The following is a 17,395-nucleotide window of genomic DNA, read 5'->3' as shown; positions in this document are numbered from 1 at the left end:
CTGGATTTAGGTGCTGGGTTCTCGGCGTCCTTTAGCGGACACCCAGGCGCCGAAATTTGAGCCACGACGGGTATATCGCCGGATTTTGAAGTGCGATAGGTACATTAGAAATAGTTAATTACGGGTTCCAAACAAGAAAATGAATTTTGATGTTGTAGTAGTCGGTGGGGGGATGGTTGGGGCCGCAGTGGCTTGCGGATTAGGCGGAAGCGGTCTTAAAGTTGCGGTTATCGAGCAAGTATTTCCCGATGAGTTTTCTTCAGATCAGCCCCATGATCTCAGAGTTTCCGCGTTGAGTATTGCCTCGCGGCATATTTTGGAGGTGGTCGGAGCGTGGCAGGGTGTTCTGAATCGCCGTTATTGCCCTTTTCGGCGTATGCGAGTATGGGAAACCGTCGGCGATACCGAATTTTGCAGTGACGACATTAATTATAACGAGTTGGGGTATATCGTCGAAAACCGGGTAACCCAATTGGCCTTGTTGGAGCGTTTGCAGGATTTCGATAATGTCAGCTTATTTTGTCCGGCTAATGTTAAGCGCATCGATTACGGCTTGGATGACGAAAGACATCGTTCGGCGGTCGAGTTGGATGACGGTACGGTTTTGACGGCGAATGTCTTAGTCGGTGCCGACGGAGGGAATTCGAAAGTTCGCCAGGTCGCCGGGATCGGCGTGACCGGTTGGGATTATAAGCAGCACGCGCTGGTGATTTATGTGGCAACCGATTATCCGCAGCAGGATATTACTTGGCAGCGATTCGTGCCTAGCGGGCCACAGGCTTTTTTGCCGTTAACCGGTCGACACGGGTCGTTGGTTTGGTATAACTCTCCTGATGCAGTCAAACGATTAAAATCCTTATCCTGCGAGCAATTGCTGCTCGAATTGACCGAGGCGTTTCCGGAGTGTTTAGGTAGAATCAACGCTGTCTTGAATACCGCTTCGTTTCCGTTGAAACGACAGCACGCTCAAAATTATGTGAAACCCGGCATCGCTTTGGTCGGTGATGCTGCGCATATGATTAATCCATTGGCGGGTCAAGGCGTCAATATCGGTTTGCTCGATGCGGCTTCGTTGGTAGAAGTTTTGCTGGAGGCTTATCAGGCTGGATGCGATATAGGTTCATTGCCGGAATTAATGCGTTATGAAAAGGCAAGGCGTGTTGATAATCTCAGAATGATGACGGTCATGGATGTTTTTTACCGTGTTTTCAGTAATGAGATCGCCCCGGTTAAGTTTTTCCGTAATTTGGGTTTGGGTCTAGCTGAACGCATTATGCCGGCCAAGAAAAAAATCATGCGGGCCGCGATGGGTTTGGATGGGGATTTACCCAAGTTAGCTAAGCGTGAGACTTTTCGAGATAGCCGGCGCACACCAGGTACATACTAAGGATTTCGATCAAAAGGGAGTAGGATATTACCGGAAACACGACCATTTCTATATGATAGGCTGTACCGGAACCCAAGCGATTGGATTTTTCCTGAAAAAAACAAAACGATAAATATTAATTACCAGGGCTATCGATAGAATTAAATGTTTTCCGTCTTGCCAAGAATTATCTTGTTAATTAACAAGTTACATTATCAATCCGACTGTTGGTGCGTCCTTTCGGAATTCGAATCAGGCAACTGACTGGCCAACACCTTATCGATTCGATTGCCGTCTAAATCGACAACTTCAAGCCGCCATCGCTCCCATTGAGTGACGTCGCCGGTACGCGGAAGACTGCCGATCAGCCACATCATCATTCCGCTGAGCGTGTTATACCTACCTTTATTTTCTTCAGGCACTGACTTCAAATCGAGCCGATCTTTGAGCACCGGAATAGGAATTAAGCCGTCCAGCAACCAAGAGCCGTCCTCACGTTGAACCGCCCAAACATCCTCCGGATCGCGAGGTTTGAATTCACCGACCAATGCCTCTAAAACATCGTGCAACGTAATCAGTCCCAATATCTCTCCGTACTCATCGACAACAAAAACCATTCGGACGCCGGATTCCCGAAATTGCTCCAGTAATTTCATTCCTGTCAATGACTCGGGAACATAAACGGCAGGCTGCAAAAACTCGATGATGCGGTCGGTCTCGGTCGTTAAACGATGTCTTAGCATTTGTTTCGCGCTGATCACTCCAAGAATCACATGTAATCCGCCGCGACATACAGGAAAACATGAATGACCCGATTGAATCAGCTGCTCGATACCTTTTTCAATTGACTTGTCGATGTCCAAATAGACAATTTCGCTGCGTGGCGTCATCAGTGAGGCTATTTGGCGATCGTCAAGCCGAAACACGTTGCGCACCATATCGTGTTCCTGTACTTCAATTACCCCTGATGCTTTGCCTTCGGCCAACATCGCGTGGATATCTTGTTCGGTAATGTTGGTGTTGCTCAGCCCCTTTTTGCCAATCAAAAACAGCAAACTATCGGTCGATACAGATAGGAAGAATACAAATGGACGGGACAGTTTCGCCAGAATAGATATGGGGCGCGCCACGAAACGAGCAATGCCTTCGGCATTGTGTTGCGCTATTCTCTTCGGGACCAGCTCGCCTATGACGATGGAAACATAGGTTATTCCTACAACCACAATTGCAGTGGCGCCAGTGGCGCTGGCTTTTTGCTCCATGCCAATTCCGATTAAAATCTTGGCGAGAGGCTCCGCCAGCGCGGCCTCACCGACTATCCCATTGAGAATGCCGATTGCTGTAATACCGATCTGAATTGTCGACAAGAACTGAGTGGGTTTACTTCCGAGACGTATAGCGATCCCTGCTGCTTTATCGCCGTCATCCGCCAGTTTTTGAAGTCTATTTTTGCGGGCTATCACCAACGCAATCTCTGACATTGCGAACAAGCCATTTAAAATGATGAGAATAACCAGTAGAGCGATATCCAACGATGCCTCCTATTTATAGAAAACTAAAAAGCTGTATGTAAAATCCGGAGTGAAAAGCTATCGAGTTTATACTCATCGTAGATGAAAATGCGGCCTCGGGGTGCCCGTTAAAGGACGCCGTAAACCCAGCACCTAAATTCCATAGGTCTTTGGCAATGATTCAAAATCATGGCTTATTTAGGTGCTGGATGAATTATCCAAGATAGTTAACCATAGTCAATGAGCTATGGAATTTGGGTGCTGGGTAAATACGTCCATGTAGGCTCTATGCCAGCTCCATGCTGGCCCCTCACCTAACGTTAGGTGAGGGGCCGCACACCCTGGCGCCTCCTCAGGCACTGCCGAAATTTGAAGTGCGAAAGGTATATATAACGATTTTTGTAGCAAAGACGAAACGAAGCGTTATGGGCAGTTGGGCTTCTGCTATATTAGTTCGATCCGATGAAGCTCAGTGTAACGGAATTGATGGCGATGCGAGACGAAGATAATAAAACAGTAACCAAAGACGGACCCGAGCATTCCGCTCATCGCGGTACCGGTTATTCCGACCGTTTCCGCATCCGATTAGAACATGGATCGTTTCTATTGATGCTCGTCCTGGTCACGTTGTTGTTCTTGCATTTGCTCGAACCCTTTTTCAGCGCCGTTTTTTGGGCTTGCGTGATCGGAATGTTGTTTCACCCTCTGTACGTGCGCCTTGTCAAGCTTTGGGGGCGTCCGAATCCGGCGGCGCTCGCGACATTGGCGATTTGCCTTCTGGTCGGCATCGCTCCGGCCCTGTTCGTTGTCGTGTCTTTTTTTCAGGAAGGCGCGGAACTTTATCAGCGACTGCAAAGCGGCGACATCGATTTCAGCCGTTATATCGCTCAAATTAAACAAGGGTTTCCGGCGGTTCATGGCTTGCTGGAACGCCTGCATCTCGATCTGGATATTTTTAAGGAACATCTCTCGAACGCAGCGATCATGGTCAGCCGTCATATTGCCCAGAATGCCGTTCAGATCGGTCAAAGCGCGATGGAGTTTGTCGTCAGCCTCGGCTTGACGTTGTACGTCGCCTTTTTTATGTTGCGCGACAGTCATGTTTTGCTGGCGTTGTTGATAAAAGCTTTACCGCTAGGAGACGAACGCGAAAAATTACTCTTCGCGAAATTCACCGAAGTCATCAGAGCAACCGTCAAAGGCAATCTGACGGTCGCCGCAGTTCAAGGTGCATTGGGCGGAATCATTTTTGCGTTGCTCGGCATACAAGGCGCGTTGCTATGGGGCGTCGTGATGGCGCTATTGTCGCTGATTCCGGTTATCGGCGCTGGGCTCATCTGGATGCCGGTCGCGATTTATTTGTTTGCTGTCGGCGACTGGGAGCATGGTTTGATTCTGATCGGTTTCGGTGCCGGCGTGATCGGTTTGGTCGACAATTTATTAAGACCGGTACTGGTTGGTCGTGACACTAAACTACCCGACTATATCGTCTTGTTGTCGACGCTCGGCGGTTTAGTCTGGTTCGGCATGAACGGATTCGTGATCGGACCGTTGATTGCCGCTCTATTTGTCGCGTTTTGGGAAATCTTCATCCGCGAATTCAATGCCGATTTCAACGACGATAATCGAGCTGCATCGATCGATTTGGATGATCGATCGTCCGCGTCGGTAAATCGCCAGCGCGGATCGTGGCATACGCTTGAAGTCGAGACGGTGGCTGCGCAATTCGCAACCGATTCGATAACGGGACTGACCACGGCAGAGGCCCGTCATCGGTTAAAATTGCACGGCGAAAACTGTTTGACTGAATCGCCGCCGCGTCCGCTTTGGCTTAAATTTCTCGATCAATTCAAAAGTTTTCTGATCGTCGTTTTGTTATTGGCGGCCCTGCTGGCCTGGTTTATCGGTGATCTGAAAGATGCCATCGTAATTTTAATCGTCGTCGCTTTCAATGCCGGTTTGGGCTTTTATCAAGAACATCGTGCCGAACAGACATTGGCGTCATTGAAAAGCATGTTGGCGCCGCGTGCAAAAGTGCGACGCGACGGACAAATGCAGGAGATCGATGCGGCGGAATTGGTGCCTGGCGATATCGTTTTGCTCGAAGCCGGCGATCGGGTGCCGGCAGACGGCCGCTTGGTCGAAGCCCACAGTCTCGAAGTGCAGGAATCGGCGTTGACCGGTGAATCGCAAGCCGTTGCGAAGACATATGAAAAGCTGGATCTAGACGATTTGCCGTTGGCCGAACAAAACAACCTCTTGTTTATGAATACGGTCGTCACGAGAGGGCGGGCGACAATGATAATCACCGACACCGGGATGCGTACGGTCATGGGCGGTTTGGCAGAAATGATTGCGCAAGCACCCGATTCGCCTTCGCCTCTGCAAAGACAGCTCGATGTTTTAGGCAAGCGGCTGGCTGTTCTCGCCGGCGGGATCGTGCTGATTATCTTTGCGCTGACGATTCAACGCGGAGCTCCGTGGACCGATGCGGCTATGACGGCTATTGCGTTGGCCGTGGCTTCGGTGCCGGAAGGGCTTCCCGCCGTCGTTACTGTGACGCTGTCAATCGGTATGTGGCGAATGGCGAGAAAACGCGCGATTCTCAAAAAACTGGCTTCGGTCGAAACGCTCGGATCGACTACGGTCATCTGCACCGACAAGACCGGCACGTTGACACTCAATCAGATGACGGCCCGTTCGGGATGGTATGCCGGTCAACGTTTCGATGTCACGGGCGAAGGGTATCGGGCCGATGGTCGCATCGAAAGCTCCGGCGATCGGGATTGGCGACCGTTTTTGTTGCCGATGGCGCTTTGTACCGAGTCAAGCGTACGAGACGGCGAGTTGATTGGTGATCCGACCGAAGGCGCGCTTTTCGTATTGACGCAAAAAAGCGGGATCGACCCCGCTCTCGAACAGGAACGTTCGCCGAGAATTGCGGAAATTCCTTTCGATTCTGCGCACAAGTTCATGGCCACTTTTCACCGGCGCGAAAACGTGGTGGATATGTTTATCAAAGGCGCACCCGACGTTTTGTTGAAGCATTCGCGCTTTTGCCTCGGCGATAACGGTAAGGTGCCGCTCGATGATCCGCTGCTCGGCACGATCAAAACCGAACACGACCGTCTCGCCAACAGCGCATTGAGGGTGCTTGCCGTCGCTAGACGGGAAGTCGCGGCGAATGAATTCGACCCGAAAGGCGATCTTTGGCGGTGGACCGAAGCGTGGGAGTTTTTAGGCCTGGTCGGTTTGATGGACCCGCCCCGAGCCGAAGCGGCGGAAGCCGTCACGCACTGTAAAACGGCGGGGATTCAAGTCAAAATGATTACCGGCGACCATAAAACAACCGCTACGGCGATCGCGAACGAGTTAGGCCTGACGGGGGATGTTGTCACCGGGGGCGAACTCGACCGGATGTCGCCGAACGAATTGAGCCGGCGCATTGACGATATCGCTGTATTCGCACGCGTCTCGCCGCAGCACAAGGTCGCGATTCTGAGAGCGTTGAAATCCGGCGGTCATATCACCGCGATGACCGGCGACGGCGTGAACGATGCGCCTGCCCTCAAAGCCGCCGATATCGGCGTCGCAATGGGCGTCACCGGCACGGCGGTGACACGAGAGGCCGCCACGCTGGTGTTGACCGACGACAACTTCGCGACTATCGTTCATGCGGTTGAGGAGGGGCGGGTTATTTACGACAATATTATCAAGTTCGTGCGATTCCAGCTTTCGACAAACATTGCCGCTATTTTGACGGTGTTGGCATCCACGTTATTGGCTTTGCCGATGCCGTTTACGGCGATCCAATTGCTGTGGATCAACATCATCATGGATGGTCCGCCGGCGATGACGCTCGGTATCGAACCGGCTCGTAGCGGTTTGATGCAAGAGCCGCCGCGTCGTCCAGGCGCGCAGATTCTTTCCGGCGGTCGTTTGCTGCGCTTGGTGGCTTACGGCATGACGATGATGATCGGTACCTTGTCGGTATTTACCTATAGTCTTGAACAGGGCAACCCTGAATATGCGGTTACGATGGCATTTACGACCTTTGTGCTGTATCAGTTCTTTAACGTATTCAACGCCCGAGCCGAGCGCGAAACGGCGTTCAACCGCAATTTTTTTCATAACCGAAAATTATGGTTAGCTCTGTTTGTCGTCGTTTTGCTACAAGTCTTGGTCGTTCATTGGCCGCCCGCGCAAAAAATATTCGGAACGACAGCGCTGAATACGGTCGACTGGCTGGTTGCGATACTGGTTGCTTCGAGCGTTTTAGTGCTCGACGAAACGAGAAAATGGATAACGAGATGCGTGACGAAAACGGTTTCGAAATAGAAGTTTCCGTCGGTCTTCGTGCTTTCAACATCGGATCTATCCGAATTTGTTGAACGATTCGCACTTCAAATTTCGGCGCTTCAATACCTTCTTCCTCCGGGAGAAGGTTAGGATGAGGGGATAAAAACCGAAATTTGATGTGCGACCACTATAAGCCCATTTTTTGTATAGACAATCTGACTTGTGTGGGGTAGGTCATTGATGTGGTTTGCGGAATCCTTTCGGAATTCCGCAAACCTAGTCGAAATTTAGGCGGGCTTTTTAACGAGCTTATGATACAAGGCGAAAATGTCTTCGCGCCGCACGATAGCCATGTAAGCGAGGATGCCTAAAATCAATCCGGAGAATAAATCGCCGATAAACGATTTTTCCGAGTCCGTCGTCGTCGAGCTGAAAGAGTCGGACGGTCCTTCAAGCATCATTTGAGGTGGAGACGGCAAAGGAGCTTTGTAGCCGCGAGCGTCAGGAAGACCTAAGCTGCGCCACTTGTCGTAATCTTGCCATAGCGGGTATTTGCCTTGCCAGAACTCTTTCGTGAAATAAGGCGCCAGAGTCCAGCCTTGCATTTTCGGAATTCCTTTTTCGTCAAGAAAATCTTTGTAAACGACCAAGCTGATATCGCCGCCTTCGCCGATGCCGTTGGTAGTGAATGATTTTTCGACATGATCATGCATCATCCAGACCCCTTCGCCGAAGCTATGTAAGCCGTCGTCGGTGCCGTCAAGTTCGAGATCGATGCGTTGTGCCGGTACCATGGTATGAACATCCCGCATGATATAAGATCCCGGGCCGTTATCGATGCCGTCATAATGGGTGATCATGGGTCTATGTCCATGTATATGAACACCCAATGCTTCGGTGTGACCGTTTAGTATGCGAAGCTTGACCTTTTGATTCGGCTGCATTTCAATCAAGGACTCCCTGAGCGTATACGGGAATGAGCGACCGTTCAGCATGAAATAATCGTCGGTTGCATCGGTGACGTCGTATTCCATGTTCAGTTTTTGTGCGAGCAGGCGCGGGTCGTTGGCAGAGCGAGCCAGTTCATGCAATTCCTTGTCCGCCGACTGATAATGTAAGTCGTATTCGCGGGCGTATTTTTCCTGAACGGCTACCGACGGGTGTCGAACTTGGCCATTGCCGACATTGAAGGTTTGTAACCAGTTGTTTGGGCGATTTTCTTCTACGACGAATATGCCCTGTAAACCCATTGGAATGTGGGTATGGGGCTGAACGTGGCAGTGATAATAAAAAGAACCGGCTTGGCGAGGTTTGATGACATAAGTTTTACTTTCACCGGGCATGATGTCCATTGCGCTGGTTTGTCCGACGCCGTCATTGCCGCTGCCGCTATGGTCCATATAAGGATGATCTACACCGTGTAGATGTAATGAATGCGGCATGTGGTGGGTATTTTCGACAACTAGCCAGACGGTATCGCCTTCTTCGACGCGTATGGTCGGCGAAGGCACTCGCAGTAGCGCATTGGCTTGCGGTTCGTAGAGGCTCAGAGTCGACATGTCGCGGGTCTTAGGTGCGAATACCCAAAAGGTGGGTTGTACGCCTGGCGCAATATCGAATTGAGTGGTCAATTCGGTGCTATCCGGAGAGTGGCCGTTTAATTCGACGATTTCGAGCTTTATGATGATATGGTCGGGGTCGCCGTCGCCGTCGACGTCATTGGTTTTGATGATCGAGTCGGCGGCCAATTGAGTATCCATTAACGTCGACATGCTGATGTTGTTCGTGCCTTTTACGAAGGCGGCAATTTCGGCGGGATTGTCGGGGTTGCAAAGTCTCGACTCTTGAATCTCAACGCCGTCGATGACTTGTGCATCCCTCCATTTCGGTGAAGTGAAATCGGAACAAACTTCTTCCGATTCGCCCAATTCAATTTTAGCGGAAGGCGGCAAATCATTGGCTGCTTGCAGTTCAAGCGGAACAATAAGCGTCATGGCGCCGCAGAGAAGGGTAAGGAAATTTTTGTGCATGCGAAGACCTCTGAAAAAACACATGATTCGAATCACTGTGACTCGGAAAAAGTGCGAAAGTTTATTTACTCCATATCGACTGAAAAAACGTTTAGATAGAGTTGGTTATTATTATTCTAATAATGCCTGTCCGATGGATATCGACGTTGCCGGTATCTCTTGATGCTTTCTGGCTTATTAGACGTTTTTTCGGTCGTGTAAGAGCGATAAAGAACATAACTTGTTTGAAAATTATACAGGAGATTCTTTCGTAGAGGTTGATTAAAGTCAAGACCTCGGTTCGATCGATTTCATTTCGGTAGGTCACAAAGTGCTCTTTGATAACGGAGAGCCGGTTCTTGTGGGTTATTTCGGATTGATGTTTTTGAGAATGTTGTCAAGCGGGACTGTTTCGCGGCTGAGTAATCTTATTAAGTGAATGAGGTCTGAGCGACAACTGCATATTTATTCTGGTAAAAAATAAGATATAGACTAGAATTTTTATGACAATATTTGGTCGATCGGAGATGGCTATGGAAAAGAAAATTTATCCTCGTGTTGCTGCGCATTTGCCTGTTGTGGTTACCAATGAAGAAGGTGTGCGTCTCAAAGTATTGGCGATTGATACTTCAAGTGACGGATTCTCGATACAATGCAGTATATTACAGCGGAATTTGATGACTCCCGGCGGATGTTACATCCGTAACGGTCGCCCTGTGGAATTAAATGCATGGCTGGATTTGCCGCTTGCCGGCGATCGCCCTTTACAGGTAAAAGCGCGTTGTAATGTTGAATTTTCTCGCCGGATAGCGAGGGACCGTTGCGAAATCGGTATGCGGTATAAGGATCTCGAAGGTGACGGTTATGAGAATCTTATTCGTTTTATCGAAAATCGATTGGTTTCGAACGAAGTTACGATGTCATCTGTATGATCATAGCAGGGCTTGGAGTCGAAATCCTCCCTGCTAGCAACTTTTACCGGGTATTTCCGGAGCCGAAATTCGACTAACTAATGGGCTATAAATTGTCGCGTAATGCGGAATGAATGGCTTGCTCCAAGTTTTGTAGTGTTTCGTGGTCTTGAATCGGGTTGGATTGATAATCGGTAAAATAAAACATGTCTTCTGCACGGCTTCCTATCGTGGAGATTTTGGCGTCGTGTAGTTGAATGTTATGCTCGTTGAGCACATGGCCGATTTTTGAAAGAAGTCCCGCATGGTCTGTTGTGATAAGCTCCATGACCGTAAAGCGTCTTTGCGGATCTTCGTGAAAAGAAATCGTTGTCGGTATTGGAAAGTGTCGAGCTTGCCTCGACTGGCGTCGAATGTTTTTTTGTTTATTGATGTGGTGTTCTTTTAGATTTTTACGGAGCGCTGTGCAAATATGGACTTCTCGGTGTAAATCCTTGATCGGGTCGCCTGATTGTTCGAGGACTTGGAAGCTGTTCAATACGTATTGATCGCTGGTGGTAACGATCCTTGCGTCGAGAATCGTAAGGCCGAGTTGATCGAGGGTCTCGGTGCTGATTGAAAAAATAAAGTCTTCGTTGCGGGTGTAAATAAAGACTTCCGCGCTGCCTCGTTGAGTTTGAGGGCGTAGTAACACCAGCGGCAGGTCCAGTTCGTCGCAGGATGCGATCGCAATGGTTTGCCAAGCGATTTCTTCGGCAGTATATCTGAGAAAGTATTCATCGCCGACATGTTTCCATGATGCATGAATAGTCGCTTCGGAAATGCCTAGTTTCAGCAGTTCTTCCAAGGCTTCGGTTTTATTTTCTTCGAGTCTGTCGCTGATATTGATCGGGTTCTTGAGGCCGCGACGCAAGGCGTTGTAGGTTGCGCTATAGAGTTCTTTCAATAATGCGTCTTTCCAGGAGTTCCATAGTTCCGGATTGGTTGCGCGTATGTCTGCGACAGTCAATAAATAAAGATGATTTAAATATTCGGTGCTACCGACTTGGGTGGCGAATTCATGAATGATGTCGGGGTCGCTGATGTCCTTGCGCTGAGCCGTCATCGACATAATCAGATGATTGCGGACTAGCCAGGTAACGAGCTTGGTGTCATGTTTGGATAGGTCGTGCTGCTGGCAAAATGCTTGAGCGATTTCTTCGCCAACTTGGGAGTGGTCCCCGCCTTTGCCTTTCGCTATATCGTGAAACAATGCCGCGATATAAAGTAGTTCGGGTCTCGGGATCATTAAAAAAATGTCGTTGCAAAATGGCAGTTCGTGGGTGTGCTTTTCCAGCGAAAAGCGCCGCAAATTGCGAATTACGAATAGGGTGTGTTCGTCCACGGTATAAATGTGGAATAAATCGTACTGCATTCTGGCGACGATGTGAGCGAAGCTAGGCAGGTACGCGGCGAGTACGCCATAGCGATTCATTCGTCGAAGTGCGTGCGTGATGCCTCGCGGTTGGCGTAAAATCTCGATGAATAGATGATTGGCGTGCTTATCGGTTCTAAATTGATCGTCGATCAGGTGCAGGCTTTTACGGATTAAGCGAATCGTTTTTGATCGGATGCCTTTCAGTGAAGGATTTTGCTGGATGACTAGGAAAATTTCCAATAATGCCAGTGGGTTATCCTCGAAAAGGCTATCCGTTTCGGCTTCTAGGTAACCGTTAATAGCGATGAGTTTTGTAGTTTTGGTTTGGATTTCTTGATAAGTCGTTTCTCCGCCGATAAAACGCTCGTTAAATAGTTGTAGTAGCATTTCATTGAGCCGTTCCAAACCGACTACGGTTTTATAGTAATGCTGCATGAATTCTTCGACGGATTGATTCGGGTCGGCGCCTTTGAATCCGAATTGTTCGGCCAGGTCTCGTTGAAAGTCGAATAGCAGGCGATCCTCGCAGCGACCGGTTAACAGGTGAAGTGCATAACGGATTCGCCAGAGTACGTTGCGCGCAGTGATCAGTTCTTCATATTCGGATTCGGGCAAGAAGCCGTATTTAATTAATTCTTTCAGGGTTGATGAGCCGTAATGGCGTTTAAAAACCCAGGCAATAATCTGCATGTCGCGAAGTCCGCCGGGGCCTTCCTTGATATTGGGTTCGAGATTGTAAGCGGTGTCGTGAAACTTAAAATAACGATGTTCCTGTTCCTGCATTTTGGCGGCAAAAAACCGGCTTGACGGCCATATCTCTCCGCTGTTTATCGGTTCGAGTACTTTTGCGCACAAGCTCGGATTGCCGCGCAATAGTCTGGTTTCCATTAGGCTGGTCATGATGGTTTGGTCGTCGATACAGGATTGAATGCATTCTTCGACTGTGCGTACACTCAATCCAGGTTTTAAGCCGATGTCCCAAAGGAAATTGCAGAATTGTCCTAATACAGCCTGGGTTTCCGTAGAGGCCTCTTTATCCAATAATACGACGATATCGATGTCTGAAAAGGGAAACAATTCTTTTCGTCCGTATCCGCCTACCGCAATTAGGCTTAATTGATCGGCGAATTCGCAGAGGAAATGATCCCAGCCGCTAATCAGGATTTCGTCGACGAATTCAGCCTTGGCTACTAATAAAGGCGTGACCGGTTCTTGCGGGTTAAATGACCGCTCAAGCTCAAGGTTTTTCGATTTAATTAACTGTTTAAACGCAGCGATATAATCGGATTGCGTGAAATAGTGGATATGGGCTAAGGCTTCTGTCACATTTCCTCCTGTCTTAGTGTCAAGATTTCATAACCGTGGTTAGTGACTAGGATGGTATGTTCCCATTGCGCCGAGAGACTGCGGTCTTTGGTCACCGCGGTCCAGCCGTCCGCTAACACCTTCACATGACGTTTGCCTAAATTAAGCATCGGTTCAATCGTGATAATCATGCCGGCTTCAAGGGCAATGCCTTCTCCTGGTTTGCCGTAGTGCAGCACTTGCGGTTCTTCATGAAACTTTTGGCCTATGCCGTGACCGCAAAATTCGCGGACGACCGAATAACGATTCGATTCGGCGAATTTTTGTATCGCATGGCCTATATCGCCAAGAGTTGCTCCGTGTTTAACTTGTTCAATGCCCCGATACAGGGCTTCTTGAGTGATTTTCACTAAGCGTTTGGCGTGGGGGCTGACTTCGCCGACACAAAACATTTTGCTGGTGTCGCCGTGATAGTCGTCCTTGATGACGGTGATGTCGATATTGATGATATCGCCGTTTTTTAATTTTTTGTTGCTAGGTATGCCGTGGCAAACTTGTTGATTGATCGAAGTGCATATCGATTTGGGGAAGCCGTGGTAATTGAGCGGGGCCGGAATCGCATGTTGAACGTCGACAATATAGTCGTGGCAAATTTGATTAAGTTCTTCGGTGGTGACGCCCGGTACAACATGCGGTTCGATCATTTCCAGTACTTCGGCGGCAAGTCTACCGGCGACGCGCATTTTATCGATTTCACTTGGTGTTTTAATGATGATACCCATGATTTGACGGCTTTATGTTGGCAAGTAAGCGAGTTTGCTTGAACAAACTCGTTAAGGAGTTGATCAATAGTGGAGATTACAGTAATTAAAGGCTTGAGCGAACGAAGAAGTCCAGCCAGTTTAGCAGAGAATTAATTGTTGTTGAAATCTAATTATGATATAAAGGCAAGTTCATTTTTGCATTTTAAATACTCACGTTTGTCGACACGCTTGGTAGGGTGCCTTTCTTGATTAATTTGAAGGGGGGGTTGCCAAGGGGGGCAGGCGGAGGCGTAACCCAACGAAACATTAAGTTTCACATAATCTGTAGGAGAAAAAAATGGCAGCAGTGTCAATGCGTCAAATGTTAGAAGCGGGTGTTCATTTCGGACATCAGACTCGTTACTGGAATCCCAAGATGGCTAATTACCTATTTGGCGCCCGTAACAAGATTCACATCATCAATCTTGAGAAAACGCTTCCATTGTTTAATGACGCAATGAATTATCTGGGACAAATGTCCGCGAATAAAGGCACTATTCTGTTTGTCGGCACCAAGAAAGCAGCCCGTAAAGCGGTCGCCGAAGAAGCAAAGCGTTGCGGAATGCCTTATGTCGACCATCGCTGGCTGGGCGGCATGCTAACCAATTTCAAGACGATCAAAAAATCGATCAACCGATTGAAAGAATTGGAAGCGATGAAAGCGGACGGAACGCTCTATCATAAATTTAGCAAAAAGGAAGCGCTGGGGATGGAGCGCGAATTAGAAAAACTCGAACGCAGTTTGGGCGGCATTAAGGATATGAAAGGCGTGCCCGATGTATTGTTCGTATTGGATGTCGGTTATGAAAAAAACGCGATTGGCGAAGCTAAAAAACTCGGTATACCTGTAGTTGGGATTGTCGATTCGAACAATTCCCCTGAAAGCGTTGATTACATCATACCGGGTAACGATGACTCCATTCGAGCGGTTAAACTTTACTGCCAATCCGTAGCAGATGCAGTATTGGAAGCGAAATCCGCGACATTGAACTTATCGGCCCAGGTCGATGATTTTGTTGAGGAATCAGAAGTCGAAGCAAACGCAGAGTAAGCGTCGGTGCGGTGAAGGGCAATTAGCTCTTCAAAGGCAATGGCGCATTGAACTGAAAAGCGCCTCCTAACGGGAGGCGTTTTTTATAGTTAAGAATAAAGAGGAAAAACGAGAAATGAGCATATCAGCTGCAATGGTTAAGGAACTACGGGAAAGAACCGGTTCCGGTATGATGGAATGCAAAAAAGCACTAGTTGAAGCAAACGGTGATCTGGAAGTCGCTATCGAAAATATGCGAAAAGCCGGTTTAGCAAAAGCCGATAAAAAATCCGGACGGACTGCTGCGGAAGGTGTGGTGGGCGTAAAAGTCAGCGACGATGCTAAAACGGCGGCGATTGCCGACATCAATTGCGAAACCGATTTCGTTGCGAAAGGTGATGATTTCGTCAATTTCGTCAACAATGTCACCGACGCTATTTTAAACGCGGATGTGCAAACACCCGAGCAAGTGTTGGACCTGAAACTGCCAAACGGCAAGACGGTCGACGAGGTTCGCCGTGAACTGATTGCAAAACTGGGTGAAAATATCGCGATTAGACGTTTTGAAAAATACAATTTGTCCGACGGCGGTGCTGCATGTTATTTGCACGGCAGTAAGATCGGCGTATTGGTCGCGCTGGAAAAAGCCGATGAGGCATTAGGTAAGGACATTGCGATGCATGTTGCTGCAATCAACCCGGCTTGTGTTTCCGAAGATCAAGTTTCTCAAGAAGCAATTGAGAAAGAAAAAGAAATTTTTTCCGCGCAAGCTTTGGAAAGTGGAAAGCCGGCTGAGATTATCGAAAAAATGGTGAGCGGAAGAATCAAAAAGTTTCTTGCCGAAGTTACCTTGTTGGGCCAGTCTTTCGTTAAGGACGACAAAGTCACCGTCGGCGAATTGGTCAAGTCAAAAGGTAATGCCGTTATTCGCTTTACCCGGTTCGAAGTTGGCGAAGGTATCGAGAAAAAAGAAGAAAATTTTGCCGAAGAAGTCATGGCGCAAGTCAGAGGCTCATAATTCAATCCCCGGTTTATCCGGGGATTCGTTTTTATACTCCAAGCGGATTATACTCTTCGTGGATCAAAATTCGGTATCGGGGTGGCCGGCAAAGGGCGCCGTAAACCCAGTACCTAAATCCAGCACCTAAATTCCATAGGTCTTTGGCAATGATTCAAAATCATGGCTTATTTAGGTGCTGGATGAATTATCCAAGATAGTTAACCACAGCAATGGGATTTAGGTGCTGGTTGAATGGGGATTTTGCAGGAGCAAAAATCCGCAAGCGCCATGGAAGGCGTGAATGGGGATTTTGCAGGAGCAAAAATCCGCCTAACACTTCGGGAGCCGAATTTTGATTTATGAGTGGGTATATAACTGCTTGCGCAACGCAAAAATCGTGGCGTCGGTCGCCTAAGATAAAGTGCACTTTCCTAACCATTTCTCAACTTAAAAATCGATAATGACAAATTTTATCTGCCAGCGAATTTTATTGAAATTAAGCGGCGAAGCATTGATGAGCGAAAAGGGAGGTAGTATCGATGCCGATATCCTGAAACGCTTGGCCGGCGAAATTAAAGAATTATGTGATGCAGGGATACAGGTAGGTCTAGTTGTCGGGGGCGGTAATATTTTGCGCGGCGCGCAAAAAGCTTCCGAAGGTCTTGATCGAGTCACCGGCGATCAAATGGGCATGCTTGCTACTGTAATCAATGCCTTGGCGATGCAGGATGCTTTGGAGTATTTAGGCTTGCAAGTTCGCGTCATGTCTGCATTAAAGATTAATCAAGTGTGCGAAGATTTTATTCGCCGCAGAGCGGTTAGACACCTTGAAAAAGGTCGAGTCGTGATATTTGCTGCCGGAACCGGAAATCCTTTTTTTACTACGGATTCAGCAGCCAGTCTGCGGGCGATTGAGATTGATGCTCAGTTGATGATTAAGGCGACTAAGGTTAAGGGTGTTTATTCGGCCGATCCTGAAAAAGTTAAGGATGCCCGATTTTATCCGAGATTGACTTATGATGAGGCGTTGGATCAGCGCTTAAACGTCATGGATGCCACAGCATTGGTATTGTGCCGCGATAACAACTTGCCGATGCGCGTGATGAATATTTTTGAACAAGGTGCAATAATGCGGCTAATGCAGGGCGAAGATATCGGCTCACTGATTGAACGAGGAACAAAAACATGATAAGCGATATTCTACAAGATGCGGCTAAGCGAATGGGCAAAAGTGTCGAATCGCTGAGGCACGAATTTACCAAAATCAGAACAGGCCGGGCGCATCCGAGCCTATTGGATCAAATTACCGTTCCATATTACGGTGCAGATACGCCGCTTTCGCAGGTAGCCAATGTCGCGACAGAGGATTCTCGGACTTTGACGGTTACACCATGGGAAAAAACCATAGTCAAGGCTGTCGAAAAAGCGATAATGGCTTCCGACTTGGGACTTAACCCTTCATCAAATGGTAATGTGATTCGTATCCCATTACCGCCGCTAACCGAGGAGCGTCGTCGCGACCTGGTAAAGGTTGTCAAACAAGAAGCCGAGAATGGACGAGTAGCGATAAGAAATATTCGCCGCGATGCCAATTCCGATATCAAGGACGCGTTAAAAGAAAAGCTGATTTCCGAGGATGAAGCACGCGCGGCCGAAGATAAAATTCAAAAGTTGACCGATCAGTACATAAAAGAAATAGAAAAACACCTGGAAGAAAAAGAAGCGGACTTAATGTCTATTTAAT

11 protein-coding genes are annotated in these 17,395 nt (G+C 48.3%); 7 read left to right on the top strand and 4 right to left on the bottom strand.

All coding sequences use genetic code 11. The annotated features are described in order from the left end of the window. Positions 1-139 precede the first annotated feature (139 nt). Positions 140-1,387, top strand: coding sequence for an FAD-dependent monooxygenase (locus WJM45_RS15960; RefSeq protein WP_341326060.1), 1,248 nt, complete (start codon positions 140-142; stop codon positions 1,385-1,387). A gap of 194 nt (positions 1,388-1,581) precedes the next feature. Here the strand turns inward: WJM45_RS15960 and WJM45_RS15955 are convergent, their stop codons facing one another. Beyond that, positions 1,582-2,898 carry a hemolysin family protein gene (locus tag WJM45_RS15955; RefSeq protein WP_341326059.1) on the bottom strand — a complete coding sequence of 439 codons (1,317 nt, stop codon included), beginning with the start codon at positions 2,896-2,898 and terminating at the stop codon, positions 1,582-1,584. Between the two features lie 441 nt (positions 2,899-3,339). Here WJM45_RS15955 and WJM45_RS15950 point away from each other — a divergent pair, with 441 nt between their 5' ends. Then, positions 3,340-7,215 (top strand): HAD-IC family P-type ATPase, encoded by a 3,876-nt coding sequence (locus WJM45_RS15950; protein ID WP_341326058.1) that lies wholly within the window; start codon positions 3,340-3,342, stop codon positions 7,213-7,215. A 248-nt stretch (positions 7,216-7,463) separates the two neighbouring features. Here WJM45_RS15950 and WJM45_RS15945 read toward each other — a convergent pair whose 3' ends face one another. Further along, complete coding sequence (locus WJM45_RS15945) at positions 7,464-9,206, bottom strand: multicopper oxidase domain-containing protein (protein ID WP_341326057.1); 1,743 nt, start codon at positions 9,204-9,206, stop codon at positions 7,464-7,466. Between the two features lie 512 nt (positions 9,207-9,718). On the opposite strand from WJM45_RS15945, the gene WJM45_RS15940 reads away from it, so the two are divergent. After that, positions 9,719-10,117 carry a PilZ domain-containing protein gene (locus tag WJM45_RS15940; protein WP_341326056.1) on the top strand — a complete coding sequence of 133 codons (399 nt, stop codon included), beginning with the start codon at positions 9,719-9,721 and terminating at the stop codon, positions 10,115-10,117. Between the two features lie 85 nt (positions 10,118-10,202). Here the strand turns inward: WJM45_RS15940 and glnD are convergent, their stop codons facing one another. Both glnD and map read right to left on the bottom strand, forming a co-directional pair. After that, on the bottom strand, positions 10,203-12,839 hold the full coding sequence (glnD, locus tag WJM45_RS15935) for a [protein-PII] uridylyltransferase (protein ID WP_341326055.1): 2,637 nt from the start codon (positions 12,837-12,839) through the stop codon (positions 10,203-10,205). Further along, a complete protein-coding gene (gene map / locus WJM45_RS15930) occupies positions 12,836-13,600 on the bottom strand; it encodes a type I methionyl aminopeptidase (protein WP_341326054.1) in 765 nt (254 codons plus the stop codon). Before map ends, glnD begins: the two co-directional genes overlap by 4 nt. A 319-nt stretch (positions 13,601-13,919) precedes the next feature. Here map and rpsB point away from each other — a divergent pair, with 319 nt between their 5' ends. From rpsB to frr, 4 genes are all read left to right on the top strand, one after another. Continuing rightward, positions 13,920-14,672 (top strand): 30S ribosomal protein S2, encoded by a 753-nt coding sequence (gene rpsB / locus WJM45_RS15925; RefSeq protein ID WP_341326053.1) that lies wholly within the window; start codon positions 13,920-13,922, stop codon positions 14,670-14,672. 115 nt (positions 14,673-14,787) lie between these two features. Next, positions 14,788-15,669, top strand: coding sequence for a translation elongation factor Ts (tsf, locus tag WJM45_RS15920; protein WP_341326052.1), 882 nt, complete (start codon positions 14,788-14,790; stop codon positions 15,667-15,669). Between the two features lie 442 nt (positions 15,670-16,111). Continuing rightward, the gene (gene pyrH / locus WJM45_RS15915; protein WP_341326051.1) at positions 16,112-16,840 is read left to right on the top strand and encodes a UMP kinase; all 729 of its coding nucleotides are present in this window, start codon (positions 16,112-16,114) and stop codon (positions 16,838-16,840) included. Continuing rightward, the gene (gene frr / locus WJM45_RS15910) at positions 16,837-17,394 is read left to right on the top strand and encodes a ribosome recycling factor (RefSeq protein ID WP_341326050.1); all 558 of its coding nucleotides are present in this window, start codon (positions 16,837-16,839) and stop codon (positions 17,392-17,394) included. The genes pyrH and frr overlap by 4 nt, the downstream gene beginning before the upstream one ends. Position 17,395: the final 1 nt, after the last annotated feature.

It is taken from the genome of Methylotuvimicrobium sp. KM2, assembly GCF_038051925.1.
Lineage (GTDB): Bacteria > Pseudomonadota > Gammaproteobacteria > Methylococcales > Methylomonadaceae > Methylotuvimicrobium.
This window is presented reverse-complemented; position numbering and strand designations above follow the sequence as displayed.

Excerpts from the sequence above, each read along its gene's own strand:
- WJM45_RS15940 (WP_341326056.1), top strand. The coding sequence starts at position 9,719 with ATGGAAAAGAAAATTTATCCTCGTGTTGCTGCGCATTTGCCTGTTGTG.
- pyrH (WP_341326051.1), top strand. The coding sequence starts at position 16,112 with ATGACAAATTTTATCTGCCAGCGAATTTTATTGAAATTAAGCGGCGAA.
- WJM45_RS15945 (WP_341326057.1), bottom strand. The coding sequence starts at position 9,206 with ATGCACAAAAATTTCCTTACCCTTCTCTGCGGCGCCATGACGCTTATT.
- tsf (WP_341326052.1), top strand. The coding sequence starts at position 14,788 with ATGAGCATATCAGCTGCAATGGTTAAGGAACTACGGGAAAGAACCGGT.
- rpsB (WP_341326053.1), top strand. The coding sequence starts at position 13,920 with ATGGCAGCAGTGTCAATGCGTCAAATGTTAGAAGCGGGTGTTCATTTC.
- WJM45_RS15960 (WP_341326060.1), top strand. The coding sequence starts at position 140 with ATGAATTTTGATGTTGTAGTAGTCGGTGGGGGGATGGTTGGGGCCGCA.
- map (WP_341326054.1), bottom strand. The coding sequence starts at position 13,600 with ATGGGTATCATCATTAAAACACCAAGTGAAATCGATAAAATGCGCGTC.
- WJM45_RS15950 (WP_341326058.1), top strand. The coding sequence starts at position 3,340 with ATGAAGCTCAGTGTAACGGAATTGATGGCGATGCGAGACGAAGATAAT.
- frr (WP_341326050.1), top strand. The coding sequence starts at position 16,837 with ATGATAAGCGATATTCTACAAGATGCGGCTAAGCGAATGGGCAAAAGT.